Raw genomic sequence first — 17,777 nt, 5'->3', positions numbered from 1 at the left:
CGGTAGTCGGCTCGCGTGCAGCGGCGACGGTCAGCCCCCGGCGTAGGAGTGCAGGCCCGAAGTCACCAGGTTCACGAAGAACAGGTTGAACACCGTCGCCGAGAATCCGACGACGTTGATGATCGCGGCCCGCTTCCCGCGCCAGCCCGCGGTGGCGCGGGAGTGCAGGTACGCGGCGTAGATGACCCAGGCGACGAACGCGACGGTCTCCTTCGGGTCCCAGCCCCAGAACCGGCCCCAAGCCGCTTCGGCCCAGACGGCGCCGCACAGCACGCCGAAGGTGAAGACGGGGAACGCGAAGATGGTCGTGCGGTAGGCGATGCGGTCGAGCACGTCCGCGGTCGGCAGCTTCGGGCCGAACTTGGGGAACTTGGCCGGGTTGTCCTCGTGGGCGGAGCGGAAGAGGTAAAGAACGCTCGCGACACCGGGGACCAGGAAGACGCCCGAGCCGATGATCGCCGCGGACACGTGGATGATCAGCCAGTACGACTGCAGCGCGGGCTGCACCGGCGCGGCCGTGGTGTACAGCATCGTGCCGTTGATGAACATCAGGATCACGACCGGCGTGAGCAGGAAGCCGGTGAGGTGGCGGACCGGGAACTTCCGCAGGATGACGATCCAGGTCAGGACCGCGATGAACGTCGTGGCCATGCCGTACTCGTACATGTTGCCCCAGGGCGCGCGGTGCACGGCGAATCCTCGCAGCACGATCGCGGCCAGGTGCAGCAGCGCGGCGAGCACCAGCAGCGCGGCGCCCATGCGGCCGATGCGCTCGGGGCGGCCGACCTCGCGGAGCGGCTCGGCGGGCGTCACGGTGGTCACCGAAGGACCGCCCGCGCCGACCAGCTCGCGGGCCTTCTGCTTGGAGCGCTCCGCCGCCAGGCGGCCCTTCGCCCCGAAGCCCTGCTCGATGAGCGCGAACATCAGCGCGAGGACGTAGATCGCCGTCGCGGTGGTGTAGGAGTAGTCGCTGTACTGGGACAGCGTCTCGTTGATCGGCATGACCTCTAGTTGCCTCTCTGCCCCTGGACCAGCTTGTCGCTGATCCGCTGGAACTCTTCGCCGTAGCCCGCCTGATCGGTGCGCGCCAGCCCGGCGACCTCGATCACGGTACCCGTCTCACCTTCACGCGCCGGGGTCACCCGGATCCACACCCGGCGCCGTTTGACCAGCAACGATCCCGCCAGCCCGATCAGCATCGCGACCGCGCAGCCCAGCACCCAGCCCTGCACCGGATCGTGCGAGACCTGGATGGCCACCCACTCCTGGACGCCGTCGAAGCGGACCTTCGTGCCGTCGTCCAGCACGGTCTCCTGGCCCTGGTCCAGGTTCTGCCGGGTGAGCTTCTTGAGCCTGCCGTCCTCGACGAGCGACTGGTCGATCTGGAAGACCGACTGCCCGCGACCGGCGTCGAGGCCGAGGTCGCCGCGGTAGATGTCGACGGCCACCGCCGGCTTGTTCGCCTCGGGCCGCGACGACGTCAGCACGTTGCCGTGCATGAACGCGGTCGGGGCGAGCAGGCCGGTGATCGCGAGCTGACGGGTGCGGCGTTCGATCGGGTCGGCGATGCCCGGCTGGTCGATCTTGGTCGCGCCTTCGGAGAGCTTCGTCGGCTCGTCGGCGGGACGCCACGGCGTGATGTTGGTGCGCACGGTGCCGTCGGGGAAGGTCACCGTGAACTTCGGGGAGTAGCCGAAGTTCAGCAGGTAGACGCGGTCGCCCGCGGTGCGCAGCGGCGAGTTGACCTCGAGCCCGTACGGCTTCCACGCGCCGGTCTGCAGGTCCTCGCCGGACTGGTACTCCATGTTGGAGTGGTAGTAGTTCGCCTGCCCGGACGCGGTGTAGCGCGCCTCGAAGTCCTTCAGCCGGATGCAGAAGGCGTTCAGGTCGGTGCCGTCGACGCGCAGCCCGGCGTTGAAGGTGTCGTAGCCGAGGATGCCGGAGTTGCACCACGGGCTGTTGTCGGCCTGGACGATGACCTGGCCTTCGTAGCCGAAGAGCTTGCCGAGCGCGAAGAAGACGATCAGGCCGAGCATGCCGAAGTGGAAGACGAGGTTGCCGGTCTCGCGGAGGTATCCGCGCTCGGCGGAGATGCTTCGGACCCCGTCGGCCTCTTCGCGCTCTACGCGACGCCAGCCTTTGAGCAGCTCGTGCGTGTCCTTCACGACCGTCTCGGGGGTCCGGTCGGTCGTGGTGGACAGGTGATGCGGCATCCGCGAGAGCTTGCGCGGCGTGATCACCGGCTTCGCGCGCATCGCCTTCGCGTATTCGAAACTGCGCGGCGCGAGACAGCCGATGAGCGAGACCATCAGCAGGATGTAGATCGCGGAGAACCAGACGCTGCCGTAGACCTCGAAGAACTGCGTGCGGTCGAGCAGCTCGCCCCACCAGCCGTGCGCGGCGATGTACTCGTCGGTCTTGGCGACGTTGAGGTTTCGCTGCGGCAGCAGGGCGCCGGGCATCGCGGCGAGCGCGAGCAGGAACAGCAGCACCAGCGCGGTGCGCATCGACGTCAGCCCGCGCCAGGTGTTGCGCAGGAAGGCGAGGACCCGCTTCAGCGGCGTCGGGCGGTATTCGGTGGTCACAAGGGCAGCCTGAGGTCGGTCACGAGGGTGTTCCTGATCCAGCCGGTCATGTCGCCCCACAGGCCGGTCACCAGCAGGAGGCCGACGATCAGCAGGAGGACGCCGCCGAAGATCTGCACCTGACGGCCGTGGCGGCGCAGCCAGTCGGTGGCCCGGACGGCCCAGCGGGCACCGAACGCGATGAGGAGGAACGGCAGGCCGAGGCCGAGGCAGTAGACCAGGATCAGCACATAGCCGCGTGCCGCCGCCCCGCCGGTGGCGCTGGCCATGGAGATGACCGCGGACAGCGTCGGCCCGATGCACGGCGTCCAGCCGAGCCCGAACACCGCGCCGAGCACCGGCGCGCCCCACAGTCCGCCGCGCGGCACGTGGTGCGACCGGAACTCGCGCTGCAGTCCGGGGATCCAGCCGATGAAGACCAGCGCCATGGCGATCGTCAGCACGCCGCCGATGCGCTGGAGGACTTCCAGGTTGAACGCGACGACGTCGGCGATCCAGACCAGCGTCCCGAGTGTCACGACGAAGACGACGGTGAACCCGAGCACGAACAGCGCCGCCGCGCCGACGACGGCGTAGCGGCCCTTCTTGCGCTCCTCGTCGGCGCTGACCGCGGGGGCGTCCGCGCCGACCAGCGCCGCCAGGTACGCGAGATATCCGGGCACCAGCGGCACGACGCACGGCGACGCGAAGGAGATCGTCCCGGCCAGCAGCGCGACACCCGCGGCGAGCAGCAACGGCCCGGAGAGGGCCAGCTCGGAAACGGAGTTCACCCGGCTGAGCGTAGGCAGTGTGGTCGAAGTGAAAACGCCGGGGCGTCCTCAACGGGACCTACGTCGCACCCGGTCAGGACGTTGGTCCCGGCTCGGCTACTTGAGAGAGTCGGGCGGCGTGAGCGGGATGGTCGGGAACGCGGGCGCGGTGACCTCCGGCTTGGGACGGCGGTCCCGGAACACCCAGCCGCCGATCAACCCGCCCAGGAAACCGAAGAGATGCGCCTGCCAGCTGACCCTCGCGTCCTGCGGGAACAGGTTCGTGAACTGGTACGCGAAGCACAACGCCATGACCAGGCCGATCACGATGTCGATCTTGTGCCGGTCGAAGATCCCGCGCACGAGCACGTACCCGAAGTACCCCATGACCAGGCCGCTCGCACCGACCCCGACCGTGCCGGAATCGTGCAGGGCCCACGCGCCGAGGCCGCTCGTCACCGCGATCAGCACCGTGACGCTGAGGAACTTCTTCACCCCGCGATACGCCGCGAGGAACCCGAAGATGAACAGCGGCCCGGAGTTGAACTCGATGTGTCCCCAGCTGGAGTGCATCAGCGGCGCGGTCAGCACGGTGGGCAGCGAGCTGATCTCCCGCGCCCGCGTCCCGTATTCGAGGGCGAGCGTGTAGCCGTCGATGGCGTTGTAGATCTGGATCAGCCAGAGCACCACGAGCAGGCCGACCATGACGAAGAGGGCCTTCTTGGCCTCCGCGATCATGGCCTCGGCGTCACGCTGACCGGATCTGGGCACGTCCGAAGCGGTCGTCATTTCTTTCTCCCCAGTTCAGAGCCGCTCCACGCGGCGGAACAGGAGGATAACCGCTCGCCGTGGTCAGGCCGGTTCGGCGGCCAGGCGCTGCACGACCGGCAGCAGATCCGAGGCCAGCAGATCCCGCAGGAACACCGCCGCCACGCGGTGCTGTTTGTCCAGCACGATCGTCGACGGGATGATGTTGCGCGGGTAGCCCGAGAGCTGCAGCAGCGTCCGGCCCGACGGGTCGTAGATCGACGGGTACGTCAGCTTCCGGTCCCGCATGAAGTCCTGCGCCGGGGCCCGGTCGTTGTCGCGAAGGTCGATGCCGACCACCTGGACACCGGACGCCTTGGTCTGGTCGTAGACCTTCTGCATCTCCGGCGCTTCGACGCGGCACGGCCCGCACCACTGGCCCCACAGGTTCAGCACGATGACCTTGCCGGGGAAGTCGGCGATCGAAAGCTGCTTGCCCTCGTTCATCAGGTCGTCGCCGGACAGCGTCGGCGACGGCTGGCGGTCCGCGACGTCGTAGGTGATGTCGACCTTCCCGCCCGGCGACACGAAGTTGAACGAGCCGCCGGTGACGACAGCGTCCTTGCCGGTGCTGCAGCCCGTGACCACGAGCGCCAGCACGGCAACGGCCGCCATGAGCCGCTTCATGCCCCGGTCACCTTCGGGTCGGTCGTGCCGGCGGGCTCGCTGTAGACGATCCGCACGAGTTCCTCGCCCTCGAAGACCAGGCTGGTCAGCGACGCGAGCGAGCACTGCCGGTTGCGAGGGTCGTGCCAGAGCCGCTTCGCCTCCAGGAACCGCCGCACGGTCCAGATCGGCAGCTGGTGCGAGACGCACAGCGCCTCGTGTCCCTCGGCCGCCCGCCGTGCCCGGTGGATCGCGCCGAGCATGCGGTGCGCGATCTCGACGTACGGCTCGCCCCAGGACGGCCGGAACGGGTTGACCAGCTTCGGCCAGTGCTTCGGCTGGCGAAGGGCGCCATCGCCGACGGCGACGCGCTCGCCCTCGAACTGGTTGTCCGCCTCGATGAGCCTTTCGTCGGTCTCGACGTCCAGCCGATGCGCGGCCGCGATCGGTGCCGCGGTCTCCTGAGCGCGCTGAAGCGGCGAAGCGACGACGTGCGTGATGTCGTGCGTCGCGACGGCTTCGGCGACGGTCAGTGCCTGGCGCTGACCGCGGTCGGAGAGCTTGAAGCCGGGCAGGCGGCCGTACAGGATCTTGTCCGGGTTGTGCACCTCACCGTGGCGGAGCAGGTGCACGATCGTCGTCTCGCTCACGCCTGGACCGCCTCGGCGGCGGCACGGGCGGCCACGCGCAGCGCGGAGGAGATGATCTCGAACTCGGCGTCACCCATCGCAGCGTTGACGAACCACGCTTCGTACGCGCTCGGCGGCCCGTACACGCCGTTGTCCAGCAGCGCGTGGAAGAACGCCGGGAACCGCCAGGTCTCCGATGCCTGCGCGCCGGGGTAGTTCGTCACCGGGTTCTCGCCGAAGAACACGCTGACCAGGTTGCCCGCGTACTGCACGGTGTGCGCGACGCCCGCTTCGGTCAGCGACCGGTCGAACAGGTCACCGAGCCGCTTCGCGTTGGCGTCGAGGGCCGCGTACACGGCGTCGTCGGCCGCGCGCAGTGTCGCGAGCCCTGCGGCGACGGCCACCGGGTTCCCCGACAGCGTCCCGGCCTGGTACACCGGCCCGCCCGGCGCCAGCTTCGCCATCACGTCGGCGCGACCGCCGAAGGCCGCGGCGGGCAGCCCGCCGGACATCACCTTGCCGAAGGTGTAGAGGTCGCCCGCGACGCCGTCGAGGCCGAACCAGCCCGCTTTCGAGACGCGGAACCCGGTCATCACCTCGTCCATGATCAGAAGCGCGCCGTGTTCGTGCGCGATCTCCTTGAGCCCGGCGTTGAAGCCTTCGGCCGGGGCGACGGCGCCCATGTTGCCGGCGGCGGCTTCGGTGATGATCGCGGCGATCGAGTCCGGGTTGTCCACAAAGGACTTGCGGACCGCGTCGAGGTCGTTGTAGGGCAGGACGATCGTGTCGGCCGCCTGCGCGCCGGTGACACCGGGCGACGTCGGGAGGCCCAGCGTCGCGACGCCGGAGCCCGCTTCGGCGAGCAGCGCGTCGACGTGACCGTGGTAGCAGCCCGCGAACTTGATGATCTTCGCCCGGCCGGTGAACCCCCTGGCCAGCCGGATCGCGCTCATCGTCGCCTCGGTGCCGGAGTTGACCAGGCGGACCTGCTCCACCGGCTCCACGCGCCCGACGATCTCCTCGGCCAGCTCGACTTCACCGCGCGTCGGGGTGCCGAAGGACAGGCCGTCGATGGCGGCTTCGCGGGCCGCGGCGACGACGTCCGGATGCGCGTGCCCGAGGATCATCGGCCCCCACGACGAGACCAGATCGACGTAGCGGTTGCCGTCGGCGTCCCAGAGATACGGACCCTCGCCGCGCACCATGAACCGCGGAGTGCCGCCGACGGAGTTGAAGGCCCGCACCGGGGAGTTCACCCCGCCGGGGATCGCGGCCTTCGCTCGTTCGAACCATGCCTTGGACTGATCGACTCCGGTAGTCACGCCTCCAGTCTCGCAAATCCTCCGATGACACCCGCCGCTGAGTCCTCGCGGTTCCGGGCGTGGCGTGACCAGCCCCACTAGGCTGGGAGGCACTCCCGTCGAAACCCTCGCGGAGGAATCCACGTGTCCACGGTGCCTTCACCGCCGACTCATCACCGCCGCCTGCGCTGGCAGGCCCTGGCCGGATTCGTCGCGCTGTCGGCGATCGTGGGGGCGGTGGCCGCGCTCGCCGTGGCCACCCGCCCGGAAGCGCAGGACGCGATGGCCCGCCCGTCGTGGGCGCCGCCCGGCTGGCTCTACGGCCCGGTGTGGTCGGCGCTGCTCCTTTTGGTCGCCGTCGCGGGCTGGTTCTACTGGCGGACAGACGGCGAAACGCGCGGCTTCGCCTTCTACGGCCTCTGCCTGCTGCTGACCTTGCTGTGGACGCCGTTGTTCTTCGCAGGCAGCGCGCACGCCCTGGCGCTCGCCGACGTCGTCGTCCTGGACTTCGTGGTGCCCATCACGATGATGGAATTCGGGCGCCGGTCGAAGCTCGCGGCCTGGCTGCTGGTGCCGTACCTGCTGTGGCTGCTGTTCTCGACCGCGGTCAACGCCGCCTTCGTCTGGCTCAACTAGGCCGGGCTAGTCCTTGGGCTTGCGGCCCTTGGCCCGGACGGCGAGCAGGAACTGGCGGATCGCGTCCACCAGCAGGATCGCGGCCAGCACGACCAGCCCGATCGCACCGGCGAGCGGACCACCGAAGTAACGCTGCGATTCCAGCGTCGTCGTTTCGCTGTAGGTGATCACGACCGGGACGACACCGGCCTTCCAGCACGCGAAGGCGCCCCACACCGCGAGCGCGGCGAGGATCACCTCGACAGCCCCCACCAGAGCGCGCAGGGGTTTGTGCAGCCGGGCTTCTCGCCGGGTGTCCTCCGGTGGCCACAGATCGGCGCCGGTCGGCTGGGGAAGGTCGATCACGGTGAGCAGTTTCTCATGACTCTGTGGTGCGAGCACGCACCAAATCCTCGAGAGCCTCGCGGAGGGCGTCCGGATCCTTGGCCCAGGCGCGCACGAAAACGCCGTCGTCGAGCTTCAACCCGACTTCGCCGTGCTTCTTGGGGATCGTCCAGCCACCGCCGAGGACCCGCGATCCGACCGGGGCTTCGTCCTCCCCGAGAACCTCGGAGAGCCGCGCCGCCTCCAGGGTTTCGCGGCCCTGCCGGTAGCCGTCGGCGGTGACTTCGAGCGAGAGGTACCGACGGCGGGCGTACACCCACGGCACGGTGATCGCCACCAGTCCCACCGCGACCAGGATCCAGGCGAGCCAGTGGACCGGACCGCCGGTCGCCAGCTCGGCGAGCAGACCGGCGAGCGCGAACAGCGGCGCCCACAGCAACGCTGTCCAGCCGACGCCGGGTTCGCTGTACAGAGCCGGCTCGGGCGTCATGGCAGGTTGCGCCCGACCTTCGGGAAGTAGTCGGAGACGCTGGGCAGGTACATCAGGATCAGCGCGATCGCCACCAGCAGGGTGGCCACCAGCAGGAAGACGTTGAGCGAGCCGCCGAGGACCAGCAGTTCCACCAGCACCAGGAACACCGCCCCCACGGTGAGGACCGTCCTGGCCGAACGCGTTCCCTCACGGGCCTTGTACGCGAACAGCGCGAACAGGACGGCGAAGGTGATCGCGCCGCCGAACAGCATCCACAGCAAGGTGGTCACGCCGGACGCGACCAGCGCCGGATCCGCGGGCTGGCCGTCGACCGGGTGCTCCTTGAGATTCTTGAGGATCCCGTCGATCAGTTCCTGTTTCAGCACCAGCAGGGCGATCTGGCCGGCGACCAGGACGACCCCGGCCAGGATCCACAGCCAGAACGAGATGGCGACCGGCTTCGGCGCCGTGATCTTCGGCGGCACCATGCCAGGGAGGATCGGGTCGGGCGCGCGGCCCCGCTTGCGGCGCTCGTCGTCCGTTTCGCCCGTTTTGCTGTCGCTCACGCGAGGCAGCCTAGTCCAGGCAAGCAGCGGCTTCGGCGGCCCAGTAGGTGAGGATCATGTCCGCGCCGGCGCGGCGGATCGACGTCAGCACCTCGAGGATCGTGCGCTCGCGGTCGAGCCAGCCGTTCGCGGCGGCGGCTTCGACCATCGCGTACTCACCCGAGATGTTGTACGCCGCCACGGGAACCGGCGAGGCTTCGGCGGCGGCCCTGATGACGTCCAGATAGGACAGCGCGGGCTTGACCATGACCATGTCGGCGCCCTCGGCGATGTCCAGCTCGATCTCCCGCAACGCTTCGCGCACGTTGCCAGGGTCCTGCTGGTACGTCTTACGGTCGCCCTTCAGCTGCGAGTCGACGGCCTCACGGAAGGGGCCGTAGAACGCGCTGGCGAACTTCGCCGAGTACGCGAGGATCCCGGTGTCGGTGCGCCCGGCGCGGTCGAGCGCGGCGCGGATGACGCCGACCTGGCCGTCCATCATGCCGCTGGGCCCGAGCAGATGCGCCCCGGCTTCCGCCTGCGCGAGACCCATTTCCGCGTACAGGCGCAGGGTCGCGTCGTTGTCGACACCGCCATCGGCGTCGAGGACGCCGCAGTGACCGTGGTCGGTGAACTCGTCGAGGCACGTGTCCGCCATCAGGACCGTCGCGTCGCCGAGCTCGGACCTCAGGTCGCGCAGGGCGACGTTGAGGATGCCGTCGGGGTCGATCGCGCCGGAACCCTCCGCGTCCCGCGTCTCCGGGATGCCGAACAGCATCAGGCCGCCGACACCGGCGTTGGCCGCGTCGACGGCGGCTTTGCGCAGCGTGTCACGGGTGTGCTGGACGACACCGGGCATGCTGGAGATCGGGCGGGGCGCGTCGATGCCCTCGGCCACGAACATCGGGAGGATCAGCTGGCGCGGGCGCAGCGTCGTCTCACCAACCAGCCTGCGCATGGCCGGAGTGGTACGGAGCCTGCGGGGACGATGCTCAGGAAACACCCTTACGACGGTACTCCGGCCCGATCGAGAGGCGGTCGCAGGCGCGGCGAACGGCCTCGTCGGCGAGGGCAGTACGTCCCGAGCGCCACGTTCGAGACGGTGAGCGTCCCAAGCGTGGCGCTCGGGACACGCTCACCGGCACGAGGAGCTACAGCGGCACTGTCACCGTGTTGCACCCAGGCGTGGGACCGACGGCGCAGGCGCTCACGATCAGTTCGGTGAAGGCGTCCGGCGCCGTGATCACCTGCCGCTTCGACTCGTTGTCGGCGTCGACCAGCTGCGCCAGGGACTGCGGCCCGCTCAGGACGAACCGCGCGGAAAGGGACGACGTCGTGGAACTGTCGGTGACGGTGGCGATGATCCGGGTCAGGCCTCCGGTCCTCTCGACGGTGCCCTGCACGCTCTGCACGGCACATCCGAGCGGACTGCAGACCTGGAACGGCGTGGGCAACGGCGCCGCGCCGGCGGTCCCCGCGAGAGCGGCGAAACCGAGTGCGAAAACGCCGGCGGCGGTACCGATCCTGGCAGCATGGGCCAGAGATTTCATGATCACTCCCCAGTGAGTTTTCCGGTGGACCATCGACGCTAGCGTTCGCCGCCACCCGCCCACCGCGGTTTCACCGGGGATTGAAAACGCCCCCTCACTCCGCGGGAAATGCGGAATGAGGGGGCGTTCCCGGTCTGCGAATCGTCAGGAGCGCCGGGCCCGCTTCGCCTTGCGCGGCGGCGGAAGCGCACCTTCGGCGCGGAGCCGGGCGGCGTGCTCGGCGAGCGCGTCGACCAGGTGCGGGACGTCGGCCTTTTCGGGCTGGACGTCGACCCGCAGCCCGAACTCCACGGCGGTTTCCGCGGTCTTCGGGCCGATGCACGCGACCAGCGTGCGGGTGTGCGGCTTGCCGGCGATGCCGACGAGGTTCCGCACGGTCGAGGACGAGGTGAAGCAGACCGCGTCGAAACCGCCGGTCTTGATCATCTCGCGGGTCTCGGCCGGCGGCGGCGCGGCCCGCACGGTGCGGTACGCCGTCACGTCGTCGATCTCCCAGCCGCGTTCACGCAGGCCTGCCGACAGGGTTTCGGTGGCGATGTCCGCCCGCGGCAGCAGCACGCGGTCGACCGGGTCGAGGACGTCGTCGTACGGCGGGAACTCGGCGAGGAGACCTTCCGAGGACTGCTCACCTTCCGGGATCAGCTCGGGGATGATGCCGAACGAGCGCACCTTCGCGGCGGTCGATTCGCCGACGCAGGCGATCTTCACGCCGGAGAACGCGCGGGCGTCCAGGCCGAACTCCTCGAACTTCTCCCACACCGCGCGGACGGCGTTGGTCGAGGTGAAGACGATCCACTGGTAGCGGCCGTCGACGAGGCCCTTGACCGAGCGCTCCATCTGGGCGGGGCTGCGCGGCGGCTCGACCGAGATGGTCGGGACCTCGTGCGAGGTGGCGCCGTGGCCGCGAAGCCGCTCCGCCATCTCACCGGCCTGCTCCTTGGTGCGCGGCACCAGGACCTTCCAGCCGTACAGCGCGCGCGACTCCCACCACGACAGCTTCGAGCGCTGGCCGACGGCCTGGCCGATGGTCACGATGAGCGGGCCGACGAGCTCGCCCGCTTCGTTCGCGACGGTGGCCAGCGTGGTGTCCAGGGTGCGCTGGGTGTTGATGGTGCCGTTGGAGGTCACCGCGACCGGGGTGGTCGGCGCCAGCCCGTGCTCGGTCAGCGCGGACGCGGCTTCGGCGAGGTGCGCCGACGTCGCGTGCAGCACGATCGGGCCGGGGGTGGCGGCCAGTGCGGCCCACTCCACGTCGCCGCGGACGTCGACCTCGGTGTGCGTGCCGCCGAGCGCGACACCGGCGTACGCCGGGACGGCCGCGCCGGGCGAGACGCCGGGGATGATGTCGAACACGGCGCTGGTCCGGGAAACGGCCTGCACCTCGGCGACGACGGCGGGCTGGGTCAGCGGGTCACCGGCGATCAGCCGGAGCACGAGCCGTCCTGCCTTGGCCTCGTTCACCAGGTCCTTGGCGACCTCGGTGGCCTCGCCGACGGCGGGGCGCACTTCGGCGCCCTCGGCGGTGAAGGCCAGGACGCCCGAAGGGACGTCCGGGTCGGTCACCACGACCTCGGCCTTGGCGAGCAGCTCCTGAGCGCGGACGGTCAGCAGACCGGCGTCACCGGGGCCCGAGCCCACGAAGGCGACACGCCCGGTGGTCTTACGCGCGGGGGTCATCTGTGCGTTCTCCTCTTGAGCGGCCGCAGTCGAGCGCGGCCCTACCTTCAACGTTCTGACTCACTGGGCGGGGCCGGACAGCGCGCCCGCCCCCAGGTCGAGCAGCTCGGCGGCCAGTGTCCGGCCGAGCTGTTCTGCATCACGGATGTCGGCGAGCGCGGAAGCGCGCACCATGTCGACCGCGTCCCCGTCTCCTTCGACGGCGGCGGTGCCGCGCAACGAGATCCGCTCGACGACCCGCCCTTCGGCGTCCAGGTCCTCGACGATCTCCGCCAGCGCTCCGACCGGTGCGCTGCACCCGGCTTCCAGCGCCGCGAGCAACGCCCGCTCGGCGGTCGCCACGGCACGGGTGCCTTCATCGTCCACTGTGGACCCGAGCAGGTGCTCGATGTCCACGTCACCGGTCCGGCACTCCACCGCCAGCGCACCCTGAGCGGGCGCGGGCAGCATCTGGATCGGGTCGAGGGTCTCGGTGATCTCCTCCGCCCGGCCGATCCTGGCCAGTCCGGCACGCGCCAGGACGACGGCGTCGAGCTCTCCGTCGGTCACCTTGCGCATGCGGGTGTCGATATTGCCTCGGATCGGCACGATTTCCAAACCGAGACCGAGCGAGCGCAGCTGCGCGGTGCGCCGCGGCGAGCCGGTGCCGACGGTCGAACCGGGCGGAAGCTCACCCAAGGTCAGCCCGTCACGGGCGATCAGCGCGTCACGCGGGTCCTCGCGGGACGGCACGGCGGCGAGCGTGATGCCCGGCTCCGGCTTCGTCGGCAGGTCCTTGTAGGAGTGCACGATGACGTCGACTTCTTCGCGCAGCAAGGCTTCGCGCAGCGCGGAAGTGAACACGCCGACCCCGATCGTGGGAATCGGCGCGGACGACCTGTCGCCAGGGGTCGTGACGGTGACGAGCTCGACCTCGGCCCCGGTGGCGCGCAGGGCGTCGGCGATGGTGCCGGTCTGCGCGAGGGCGAGTTTGCTGCCGCGCGTCCCGATGCGGATGACTCTGCTCACTGGATGATCACTCGTCTTTCGTAGCGGTGGGACTCGCCACGGCGGCGGGCGCCTGCGGGTCGAGGCAGAACAGCTCGCGCAGCGCGTTGGCGTAATCGGTGTCGGCCGTCTCGGCGGCCAGCTGCTTGACCCGCACCGTCGGCGCGTGCAGCAGCTTGTCGACCACGCGGCGGACCGTGCGGCCGACCTCCTCGCGGACCCCGGCTTCGAGGTCCGGCAGGCGATTGTCCAGGCGCAGCAGTTCGGCGTCGACCACCTCGGCCGCCCGGCGGCGCAGCGCCGTGACCGTCGGGGTGACCTCGGCGCTGCGCTGTCCGGCGAGGTACTCGCGCACCTCGTCGAGCACGATGCCGGTGGCCTTCGCGGTCTGGCGTTCGGTGGTCGGGGTGCCCGCTTCGCGCATGCGGCGCTGGATGGTTTCGAGGTCGACCACGGTCACGTCGGCCAGCTCGGCGACCTCGTGCTCGACGTCGCGCGGGAGGCCGAGGTCGCAGACGACCAGCGGGCGCCCGGCGCGGGCCGGGACGTGCTCGGTGGTGAACACCGCGGCGTTCGCGCCGGTGCAGCAGACGACGACGTCCGCCTCGGCGACGGCGGCCGCGATCCCGCTCATCGGGACGGCCTTCGCGGGCACGCCCTGCTCGACGCTCGCGGCGGCGAGACGGGCGGCCCTTGCCTCGGTGCGGTTGGCGATGGTGATCTCGCCGATCCCGGATTTGCGCAGGTGGGAGGCGGTGAGCGCGCCCATCGAACCGGCGCCGACGATCAGCGCGTGCTGGCCGGCGATGTCCCCGGCCGCGGCGAGCGCCTCAGAGACGACCGACGCGCCGAGCTTGTCCAGCCCGGTCTCGCTGTGGACGCGCTTGCCGACGCGGAGCGTGGTCTGGATCAGCTCGTGCAGCGTGCGGCCGACAGTGCCCGCCTCGCGCGCGGTGGCGTAGGAGGACCGGATCTGGCCGAGGATCTGCGTCTCGCCGACGACCATCGAGTCCAGCCCGGAGGTGACCGAGAACAGATGCTCGATCGCGGCGCCCGCGTAGTGCACGTACAGCGAGTCGTAGAGGTCCGCGGGCTGCATCCCGGCCTGGCGGGCGAGCACGTCGGAGACGTCGTTCAAACCGCCGTGGAAGGTCTCGACGACCGCGTAGACCTCGATGCGGTTGCAGGTCGAGACGAGGATCGCCTCGCTGACGTGCTCGGCCTGCTGCAGTTCGTGGAGCACCTTGGTCACCTCGGTCGCGGGGACCGCGACGCGTTCCAGGGTGTTCAGCTCGGCACTGCGGTGCGAGAGCCCGACCGCCAACACGCTCATTTCAGCGCACCACCATTCCGTTGCCGTGGCCGTTCACGCTGCCATTCTCGGCGCCCCCTGGGCCACCGTCTCCTCCGCCGTTGCCGTTAGCGGCCAGATCCGCACGACGAGCGACGTGGAACGACAGGATCTGCAGCTCGACCGCGAGATCGACCTTGCGAACCTCGATATGTGCCGGAACCTGCAGCACCACCGGGGCGAAATTCAGGATGCACTGCACGCCACCTGCGACAAGCCGGTCGCAGACCGACTGCGCGGCGGTGGGCGGAGTGGCGATGACGCCGATGGAGATCTGCCGTTCGGCGCAGACTTTGGGGATCTCGTCGAGATGCGAGACCAGGAGACCGCCGACCGGGACACCGACCAGATCCGGGTCGAGGTCGAACAGCGCCTCGACCGGGAAGCCGCGGCCGGGGAACCCGCCGTAGTTGGCCAGCGCGTGCCCGAGGTTGCCGATCCCGACCACGGCGACCTTGTGCTTGCGGGTCAGGCCGAGGATCCGTTCGATCTGGCTGACCAGGACCTGGACGTCGTAGCCGACGCCGCGGGTGCCGTAGGAGCCCAGGTAGGACAGGTCCTTGCGCAGTTTCGCGGAGTTGACGCCCGCGGCCTGCGAGAGTTCCTCGCTGGAGATCGTCGTCGCGCCCTGCTCGGCCAGTCCGGAGAGGACCCGGAGGTAGACGGCGAGGCGGGCGACGGCGGCCTCGGGGATCGACTTCGCGCGGACCGCTTCGGGTTCGGCGGTGGCCGCGACGGCAGGCATCTCCGCGGTGGGCGCGTTGTCGGCGTCCGGTGTCACCCGTGCGCGCCGGCCTCGTTGCGACACCACGCTTGTCCGCTCCTCTGGTCCTGCTGACGACATGATTCGCCCGAACCTGGAAATCGGCTCTTGACCCGCGGCGCTGAGTCCGGTTCGATGCCGGGCGCTTCCGGTGGCGACGTATCTACGGTAGCCACTTGTGAACGCAGGCACAAAGTCACTGGTAGGTGCTGTGGTCAAGGTCGCGTAAGGCCCGCCTCGGTCGTCCGGGCGCGTGGGTCGTGAGTGGTAAGTGTCGTTCCAGCGGACTCGTATCTCCCTGTCTACTGGGTCCGCACGTCGTCTGACACTGGACGTGGACGGCCTCGATCAGCGCGGCGCAGGTTGCGAAAGCCACTTTCGCAACGTTGAAGGTTGCGAAAGTGGCTTTCACAACACGAGCACCCCGCCCCGGCGGTCTCGGCGGCATCGAGCGTCGCGAAAGCCACTTTCGGGACACCAGACGTCCTGAAAGTGGCTTTCGCGACACGCCGCAGTGAGCCCTCTGAACACCCCGGCTGCCGGACTGGCGCGACCCCGCCACCACTCACGCGCAGGTCGGGCGTGGGTCGTGAGTGGTAATTGTCGTTCTGACGGACCCGTATTTGCCTACCCACTGGTGCGACTGGCGGTCGAGTGTGGAGGATTTGGGACGTTGAACGTCCCAAATCCTCCACGCTCGGTCTCGGTGATGAGGGATTCGGGACGTTGTACGTCCGGAAGCTTCCCCCGTCGCGTATCTGCCACCGGTCGTGACCGGTACGACCTTGAACGACGGAGAACTGGGGACGGTGAGTGTCCCGGATCTTCCGTCGATCAAGATTCAAGACCGGGCGACCCGCCCGACAGCCGCGAAACCGCCACCTTCGCTCAGGTCAGACGTGGGTAGGTAAATGCTGGTCCGCTCTAACGACACTTACCACTCACGATCACGGTGACCGAGGCGCTAACGCGCGTTGACCGTCACCGTGTGCCATCCGGTGGCGCCGTCGGGCACGGTACCGGCGCGTTCTTGAGTCTGCGTGTAGCCGGACTGGTCCGTCGCCCGGACGGCGATCTGATGCTGACCAGCGGCGACGTCGACCTCGGTCCACCACATCCGCCAGGTGTCCTTGGACGTCTCGGCGGACAGGACGGTCTCCTGCCACTTCCCCTCGTCGACGCGGACCTCGACCTTCGCGACGCCGGTGTGCTGCGCCCAGGCGGTCCCGGACACGACGACCTTGCCCGCGTTCACCGCCGAACCGGGCGCGTCGATCCGCGACTGCGTCTTCACCGGTCCCTCGCGGCCCCAGCCGCGGTCGAGCCAGTACGCCTGGCGCTCCTCCCAGGTGGTGATCTCCAGTTCGGTCACCCATTTCGTGGCGGACACGTAGCCGTAGAGGCCGGGGATCACGATCCGAGCGGGGAAGCCGTGCTCGATCGGGAGCGGTTCGCCGTCCATGCCGATCGCGAGCATCGCGCCGCGGCGCGGGTCCAGGGCCGCGTCGACCGGGGTTCCGCAGGTCCAGCCGTCGACGCTGGTCGCGAACATCTGCTCGGCGCCGGGTTTCACGCCCGCTTCGTTCAGCAGGTCACGCAGGTCGATGCCGAGCCAGCGCGCGTTGGAGATGTACGGGCCGCCGACCTCGTTGGAGACGCAGCACAGGGTGACGTCGCGTTCGATCAGCGGCCGCGAGCGGATGTCGTCATACGTGTAGGTGACCTCGCGGTCGACCATCCCGCGGATCTGGAGACTCCAGTCCTCGGTGCGGACCTGCGGGACCACCAGGGCCGTGTCGATCCGATAGAAATCCTTCGATGGGGTGAGATACGGCGGGGTGCCGAACTTCACGAAGTCCGCGTCGGGCGGGATCGGCGGCGCGGTCCTCGTCGCGACGATCCTGCCGACGGCGGCGCGCGAGTCCTCGGCGTTCTTCCTGGTCCCGGCGATCTGGCCGGTCAGCGCGGCGACGCCTGCCCCCGCCGCGACGGAGACGCCGGTGATCAGCACCTTCCGCCGGTCCGGCCCCTCGCCTTCGCGGTCGTCGAAGAACACTCGCGGGCGGAAGAACAGGTGCAGCCGGGTGAAGACGACCAGACCGGCGACCGTCGCGGCCACCGGCGCCAGCAGCGCGATCTGGCCGAGGTCGGTGCGGACGTAGACGGCGGCGACGCCCGCCGCGCCGAGCAGGCCGACGATCACCTGGCCAGGGCGCGGTTTGCTGCGCGACAGCTGCCCGGCGAGCAGCGCGATCAGCACCAGCACCACGGCCAGGCCGATCTTGAGGATCGGCTTGTCCCAGGTCTCCAGCGTCCGCTCGGCCCAGGCCACGACGGCGTGCGGGCTGTGGTCGATGACGAAGTTCGCGACGGCGACGAACGGCGACGCCGAGTACCCGACGAAGCCCGCGACGAGATGCCCGACGCCGAGCGCGGCCGCGAGTGACAGGAGCCCGGTCAGAGCGGCTTGCGGAAAGGTGAGCCTGCGTTCGTCGTCCACGACTCCATCTTCGGAGCGAATGCCGCTTCGGGTCGGCCGATCGCCCCTTACGAGTGTGTTACGCCAGTGCTTTCCGGAGCCTGTCCTCTTCGACGCGCCAGTAGCCGTGCTCGGCGTCGTCGATCAGGATCACCGGCACGCGGTCGCCGTATTCGGCCCGCCATTCGGGGTCGCTGTCGACGTCCTGCGCCGACCAGGCGACCCCCAGTTCGCCGCAGATCCGTTCGATGTCCTGTTCCGCGACCTCGCACAGGTGGCAGCCGGTGCGGGTCATGACGGTCACGTGGTGCGCCAT

Annotated in this window: 19 protein-coding genes; 1 reads left to right on the top strand and 18 read right to left on the bottom strand. The window is 69.6% G+C overall.

The features are described 5' to 3' along the window. Nucleotides 1-30: 30 nt before the first annotated feature. From ccsB to hemL, 7 genes are all read right to left on the bottom strand, one after another. On the bottom strand, nt 31-1,002 hold the full coding sequence (gene ccsB / locus AMYAL_RS0120500; RefSeq protein WP_020633168.1) for a c-type cytochrome biogenesis protein CcsB: 972 nt from the start codon (nt 1,000-1,002) through the stop codon (nt 31-33). Between the two features lie 5 nt (nt 1,003-1,007). Beyond that, nucleotides 1,008-2,585 (bottom strand): cytochrome c biogenesis protein ResB, encoded by a 1,578-nt coding sequence (resB, locus tag AMYAL_RS0120495; RefSeq protein ID WP_020633167.1) that lies wholly within the window; start codon nt 2,583-2,585, stop codon nt 1,008-1,010. Beyond that, on the bottom strand, nt 2,582-3,355 hold the full coding sequence (locus tag AMYAL_RS0120490; RefSeq protein WP_020633166.1) for a cytochrome c biogenesis CcdA family protein: 774 nt from the start codon (nt 3,353-3,355) through the stop codon (nt 2,582-2,584). The genes resB and AMYAL_RS0120490 overlap by 4 nt, the downstream gene beginning before the upstream one ends. Nucleotides 3,356-3,451: 96 nt before the next feature. After that, complete coding sequence (locus tag AMYAL_RS0120485) at nt 3,452-4,123, bottom strand: rhomboid family intramembrane serine protease (RefSeq protein WP_020633165.1); 672 nt, start codon at nt 4,121-4,123, stop codon at nt 3,452-3,454. A gap of 63 nt (nt 4,124-4,186) precedes the next feature. Further along, nucleotides 4,187-4,768, bottom strand: coding sequence for a TlpA family protein disulfide reductase (locus AMYAL_RS0120480; protein ID WP_020633164.1), 582 nt, complete (start codon nt 4,766-4,768; stop codon nt 4,187-4,189). Then, nucleotides 4,765-5,397 (bottom strand): histidine phosphatase family protein, encoded by a 633-nt coding sequence (locus AMYAL_RS0120475; protein ID WP_020633163.1) that lies wholly within the window; start codon nt 5,395-5,397, stop codon nt 4,765-4,767. Before AMYAL_RS0120475 ends, AMYAL_RS0120480 begins: the two co-directional genes overlap by 4 nt. Then, a complete protein-coding gene (gene hemL, locus AMYAL_RS0120470) occupies nt 5,394-6,698 on the bottom strand; it encodes a glutamate-1-semialdehyde 2,1-aminomutase (RefSeq protein ID WP_020633162.1) in 1,305 nt (434 codons plus the stop codon). Before hemL ends, AMYAL_RS0120475 begins: the two co-directional genes overlap by 4 nt. A gap of 123 nt (nt 6,699-6,821) precedes the next feature. Here hemL and AMYAL_RS0120465 point away from each other — a divergent pair, with 123 nt between their 5' ends. Then, nucleotides 6,822-7,313, top strand: a complete 492-nt coding sequence (locus tag AMYAL_RS0120465; protein ID WP_020633161.1) for a TspO/MBR family protein — start codon at nt 6,822-6,824, stop codon at nt 7,311-7,313. A gap of 6 nt (nt 7,314-7,319) precedes the next feature. Here the strand turns inward: AMYAL_RS0120465 and AMYAL_RS0120460 are convergent, their stop codons facing one another. The 11 genes from AMYAL_RS0120460 to AMYAL_RS0120410 form a co-directional block, all read right to left on the bottom strand. After that, a complete protein-coding gene (locus AMYAL_RS0120460) occupies nt 7,320-7,694 on the bottom strand; it encodes a hypothetical protein (protein ID WP_020633160.1) in 375 nt (124 codons plus the stop codon). Further along, complete coding sequence (locus AMYAL_RS0120455; protein WP_020633159.1) at nt 7,672-8,127, bottom strand: hypothetical protein; 456 nt, start codon at nt 8,125-8,127, stop codon at nt 7,672-7,674. The genes AMYAL_RS0120460 and AMYAL_RS0120455 overlap by 23 nt, the downstream gene beginning before the upstream one ends. Continuing rightward, nucleotides 8,124-8,675: a hypothetical protein gene (locus AMYAL_RS0120450; RefSeq protein ID WP_020633158.1), complete on the bottom strand. Its 552-nt coding sequence runs from the start codon at nt 8,673-8,675 to the stop codon at nt 8,124-8,126. Before AMYAL_RS0120450 ends, AMYAL_RS0120455 begins: the two co-directional genes overlap by 4 nt. Before the next feature lie 10 nt (nt 8,676-8,685). Next, the gene (gene hemB, locus AMYAL_RS0120445; protein ID WP_084702138.1) at nt 8,686-9,657 is read right to left on the bottom strand and encodes a porphobilinogen synthase; all 972 of its coding nucleotides are present in this window, start codon (nt 9,655-9,657) and stop codon (nt 8,686-8,688) included. A gap of 148 nt (nt 9,658-9,805) precedes the next feature. Further along, the gene (locus tag AMYAL_RS0120440; RefSeq protein ID WP_039795619.1) at nt 9,806-10,204 is read right to left on the bottom strand and encodes a hypothetical protein; all 399 of its coding nucleotides are present in this window, start codon (nt 10,202-10,204) and stop codon (nt 9,806-9,808) included. 144 nt (nt 10,205-10,348) lie between these two features. Continuing rightward, on the bottom strand, nt 10,349-11,881 hold the full coding sequence (locus AMYAL_RS0120435; RefSeq protein WP_020633155.1) for a bifunctional uroporphyrinogen-III C-methyltransferase/uroporphyrinogen-III synthase: 1,533 nt from the start codon (nt 11,879-11,881) through the stop codon (nt 10,349-10,351). A gap of 60 nt (nt 11,882-11,941) precedes the next feature. Next, nucleotides 11,942-12,889, bottom strand: coding sequence for a hydroxymethylbilane synthase (gene hemC, locus AMYAL_RS0120430; protein ID WP_020633154.1), 948 nt, complete (start codon nt 12,887-12,889; stop codon nt 11,942-11,944). A 7-nt stretch (nt 12,890-12,896) separates the two neighbouring features. Continuing rightward, nucleotides 12,897-14,201 (bottom strand): glutamyl-tRNA reductase, encoded by a 1,305-nt coding sequence (locus AMYAL_RS0120425; RefSeq protein WP_020633153.1) that lies wholly within the window; start codon nt 14,199-14,201, stop codon nt 12,897-12,899. Nucleotide 14,202: 1 nt separating this feature from the next. After that, nucleotides 14,203-15,030 (bottom strand): redox-sensing transcriptional repressor Rex, encoded by an 828-nt coding sequence (locus tag AMYAL_RS0120420; protein WP_026467278.1) that lies wholly within the window; start codon nt 15,028-15,030, stop codon nt 14,203-14,205. 916 nt (nt 15,031-15,946) lie between these two features. Beyond that, nucleotides 15,947-17,482: a molybdopterin-dependent oxidoreductase gene (locus AMYAL_RS0120415; protein WP_020633151.1), complete on the bottom strand. Its 1,536-nt coding sequence runs from the start codon at nt 17,480-17,482 to the stop codon at nt 15,947-15,949. Nucleotides 17,483-17,540: 58 nt separating this feature from the next. Continuing rightward, entirely contained in the window at nt 17,541-17,777 is a 237-nt protein-coding gene (locus tag AMYAL_RS0120410; protein WP_005151738.1) for a glutaredoxin family protein, read from the bottom strand.

This window comes from Amycolatopsis alba DSM 44262 (assembly GCF_000384215.1).
In the GTDB taxonomy this organism is placed as follows: Bacteria; Actinomycetota; Actinomycetes; order Mycobacteriales; family Pseudonocardiaceae; genus Amycolatopsis; species Amycolatopsis alba.
The sequence above is the reverse complement of the archived record's forward strand: the minus strand, read 5'-3'. Positions and strand labels throughout refer to the sequence as shown.

Excerpts from the sequence above, each read along its gene's own strand:
- AMYAL_RS0120440 (WP_039795619.1), bottom strand. The coding sequence starts at position 10,204 with ATGAAATCTCTGGCCCATGCTGCCAGGATCGGTACCGCCGCCGGCGTT.
- AMYAL_RS0120435 (WP_020633155.1), bottom strand. The coding sequence starts at position 11,881 with ATGACCCCCGCGCGTAAGACCACCGGGCGTGTCGCCTTCGTGGGCTCG.
- AMYAL_RS0120480 (WP_020633164.1), bottom strand. The coding sequence starts at position 4,768 with ATGAAGCGGCTCATGGCGGCCGTTGCCGTGCTGGCGCTCGTGGTCACG.
- AMYAL_RS0120410 (WP_005151738.1), bottom strand. The coding sequence starts at position 17,777 with ATGGCGCACCACGTGACCGTCATGACCCGCACCGGCTGCCACCTGTGC.
- AMYAL_RS0120455 (WP_020633159.1), bottom strand. The coding sequence starts at position 8,127 with ATGACGCCCGAGCCGGCTCTGTACAGCGAACCCGGCGTCGGCTGGACA.
- ccsB (WP_020633168.1), bottom strand. The coding sequence starts at position 1,002 with ATGCCGATCAACGAGACGCTGTCCCAGTACAGCGACTACTCCTACACC.
- AMYAL_RS0120485 (WP_020633165.1), bottom strand. The coding sequence starts at position 4,123 with ATGACGACCGCTTCGGACGTGCCCAGATCCGGTCAGCGTGACGCCGAG.
- AMYAL_RS0120425 (WP_020633153.1), bottom strand. The coding sequence starts at position 14,201 with ATGAGCGTGTTGGCGGTCGGGCTCTCGCACCGCAGTGCCGAGCTGAAC.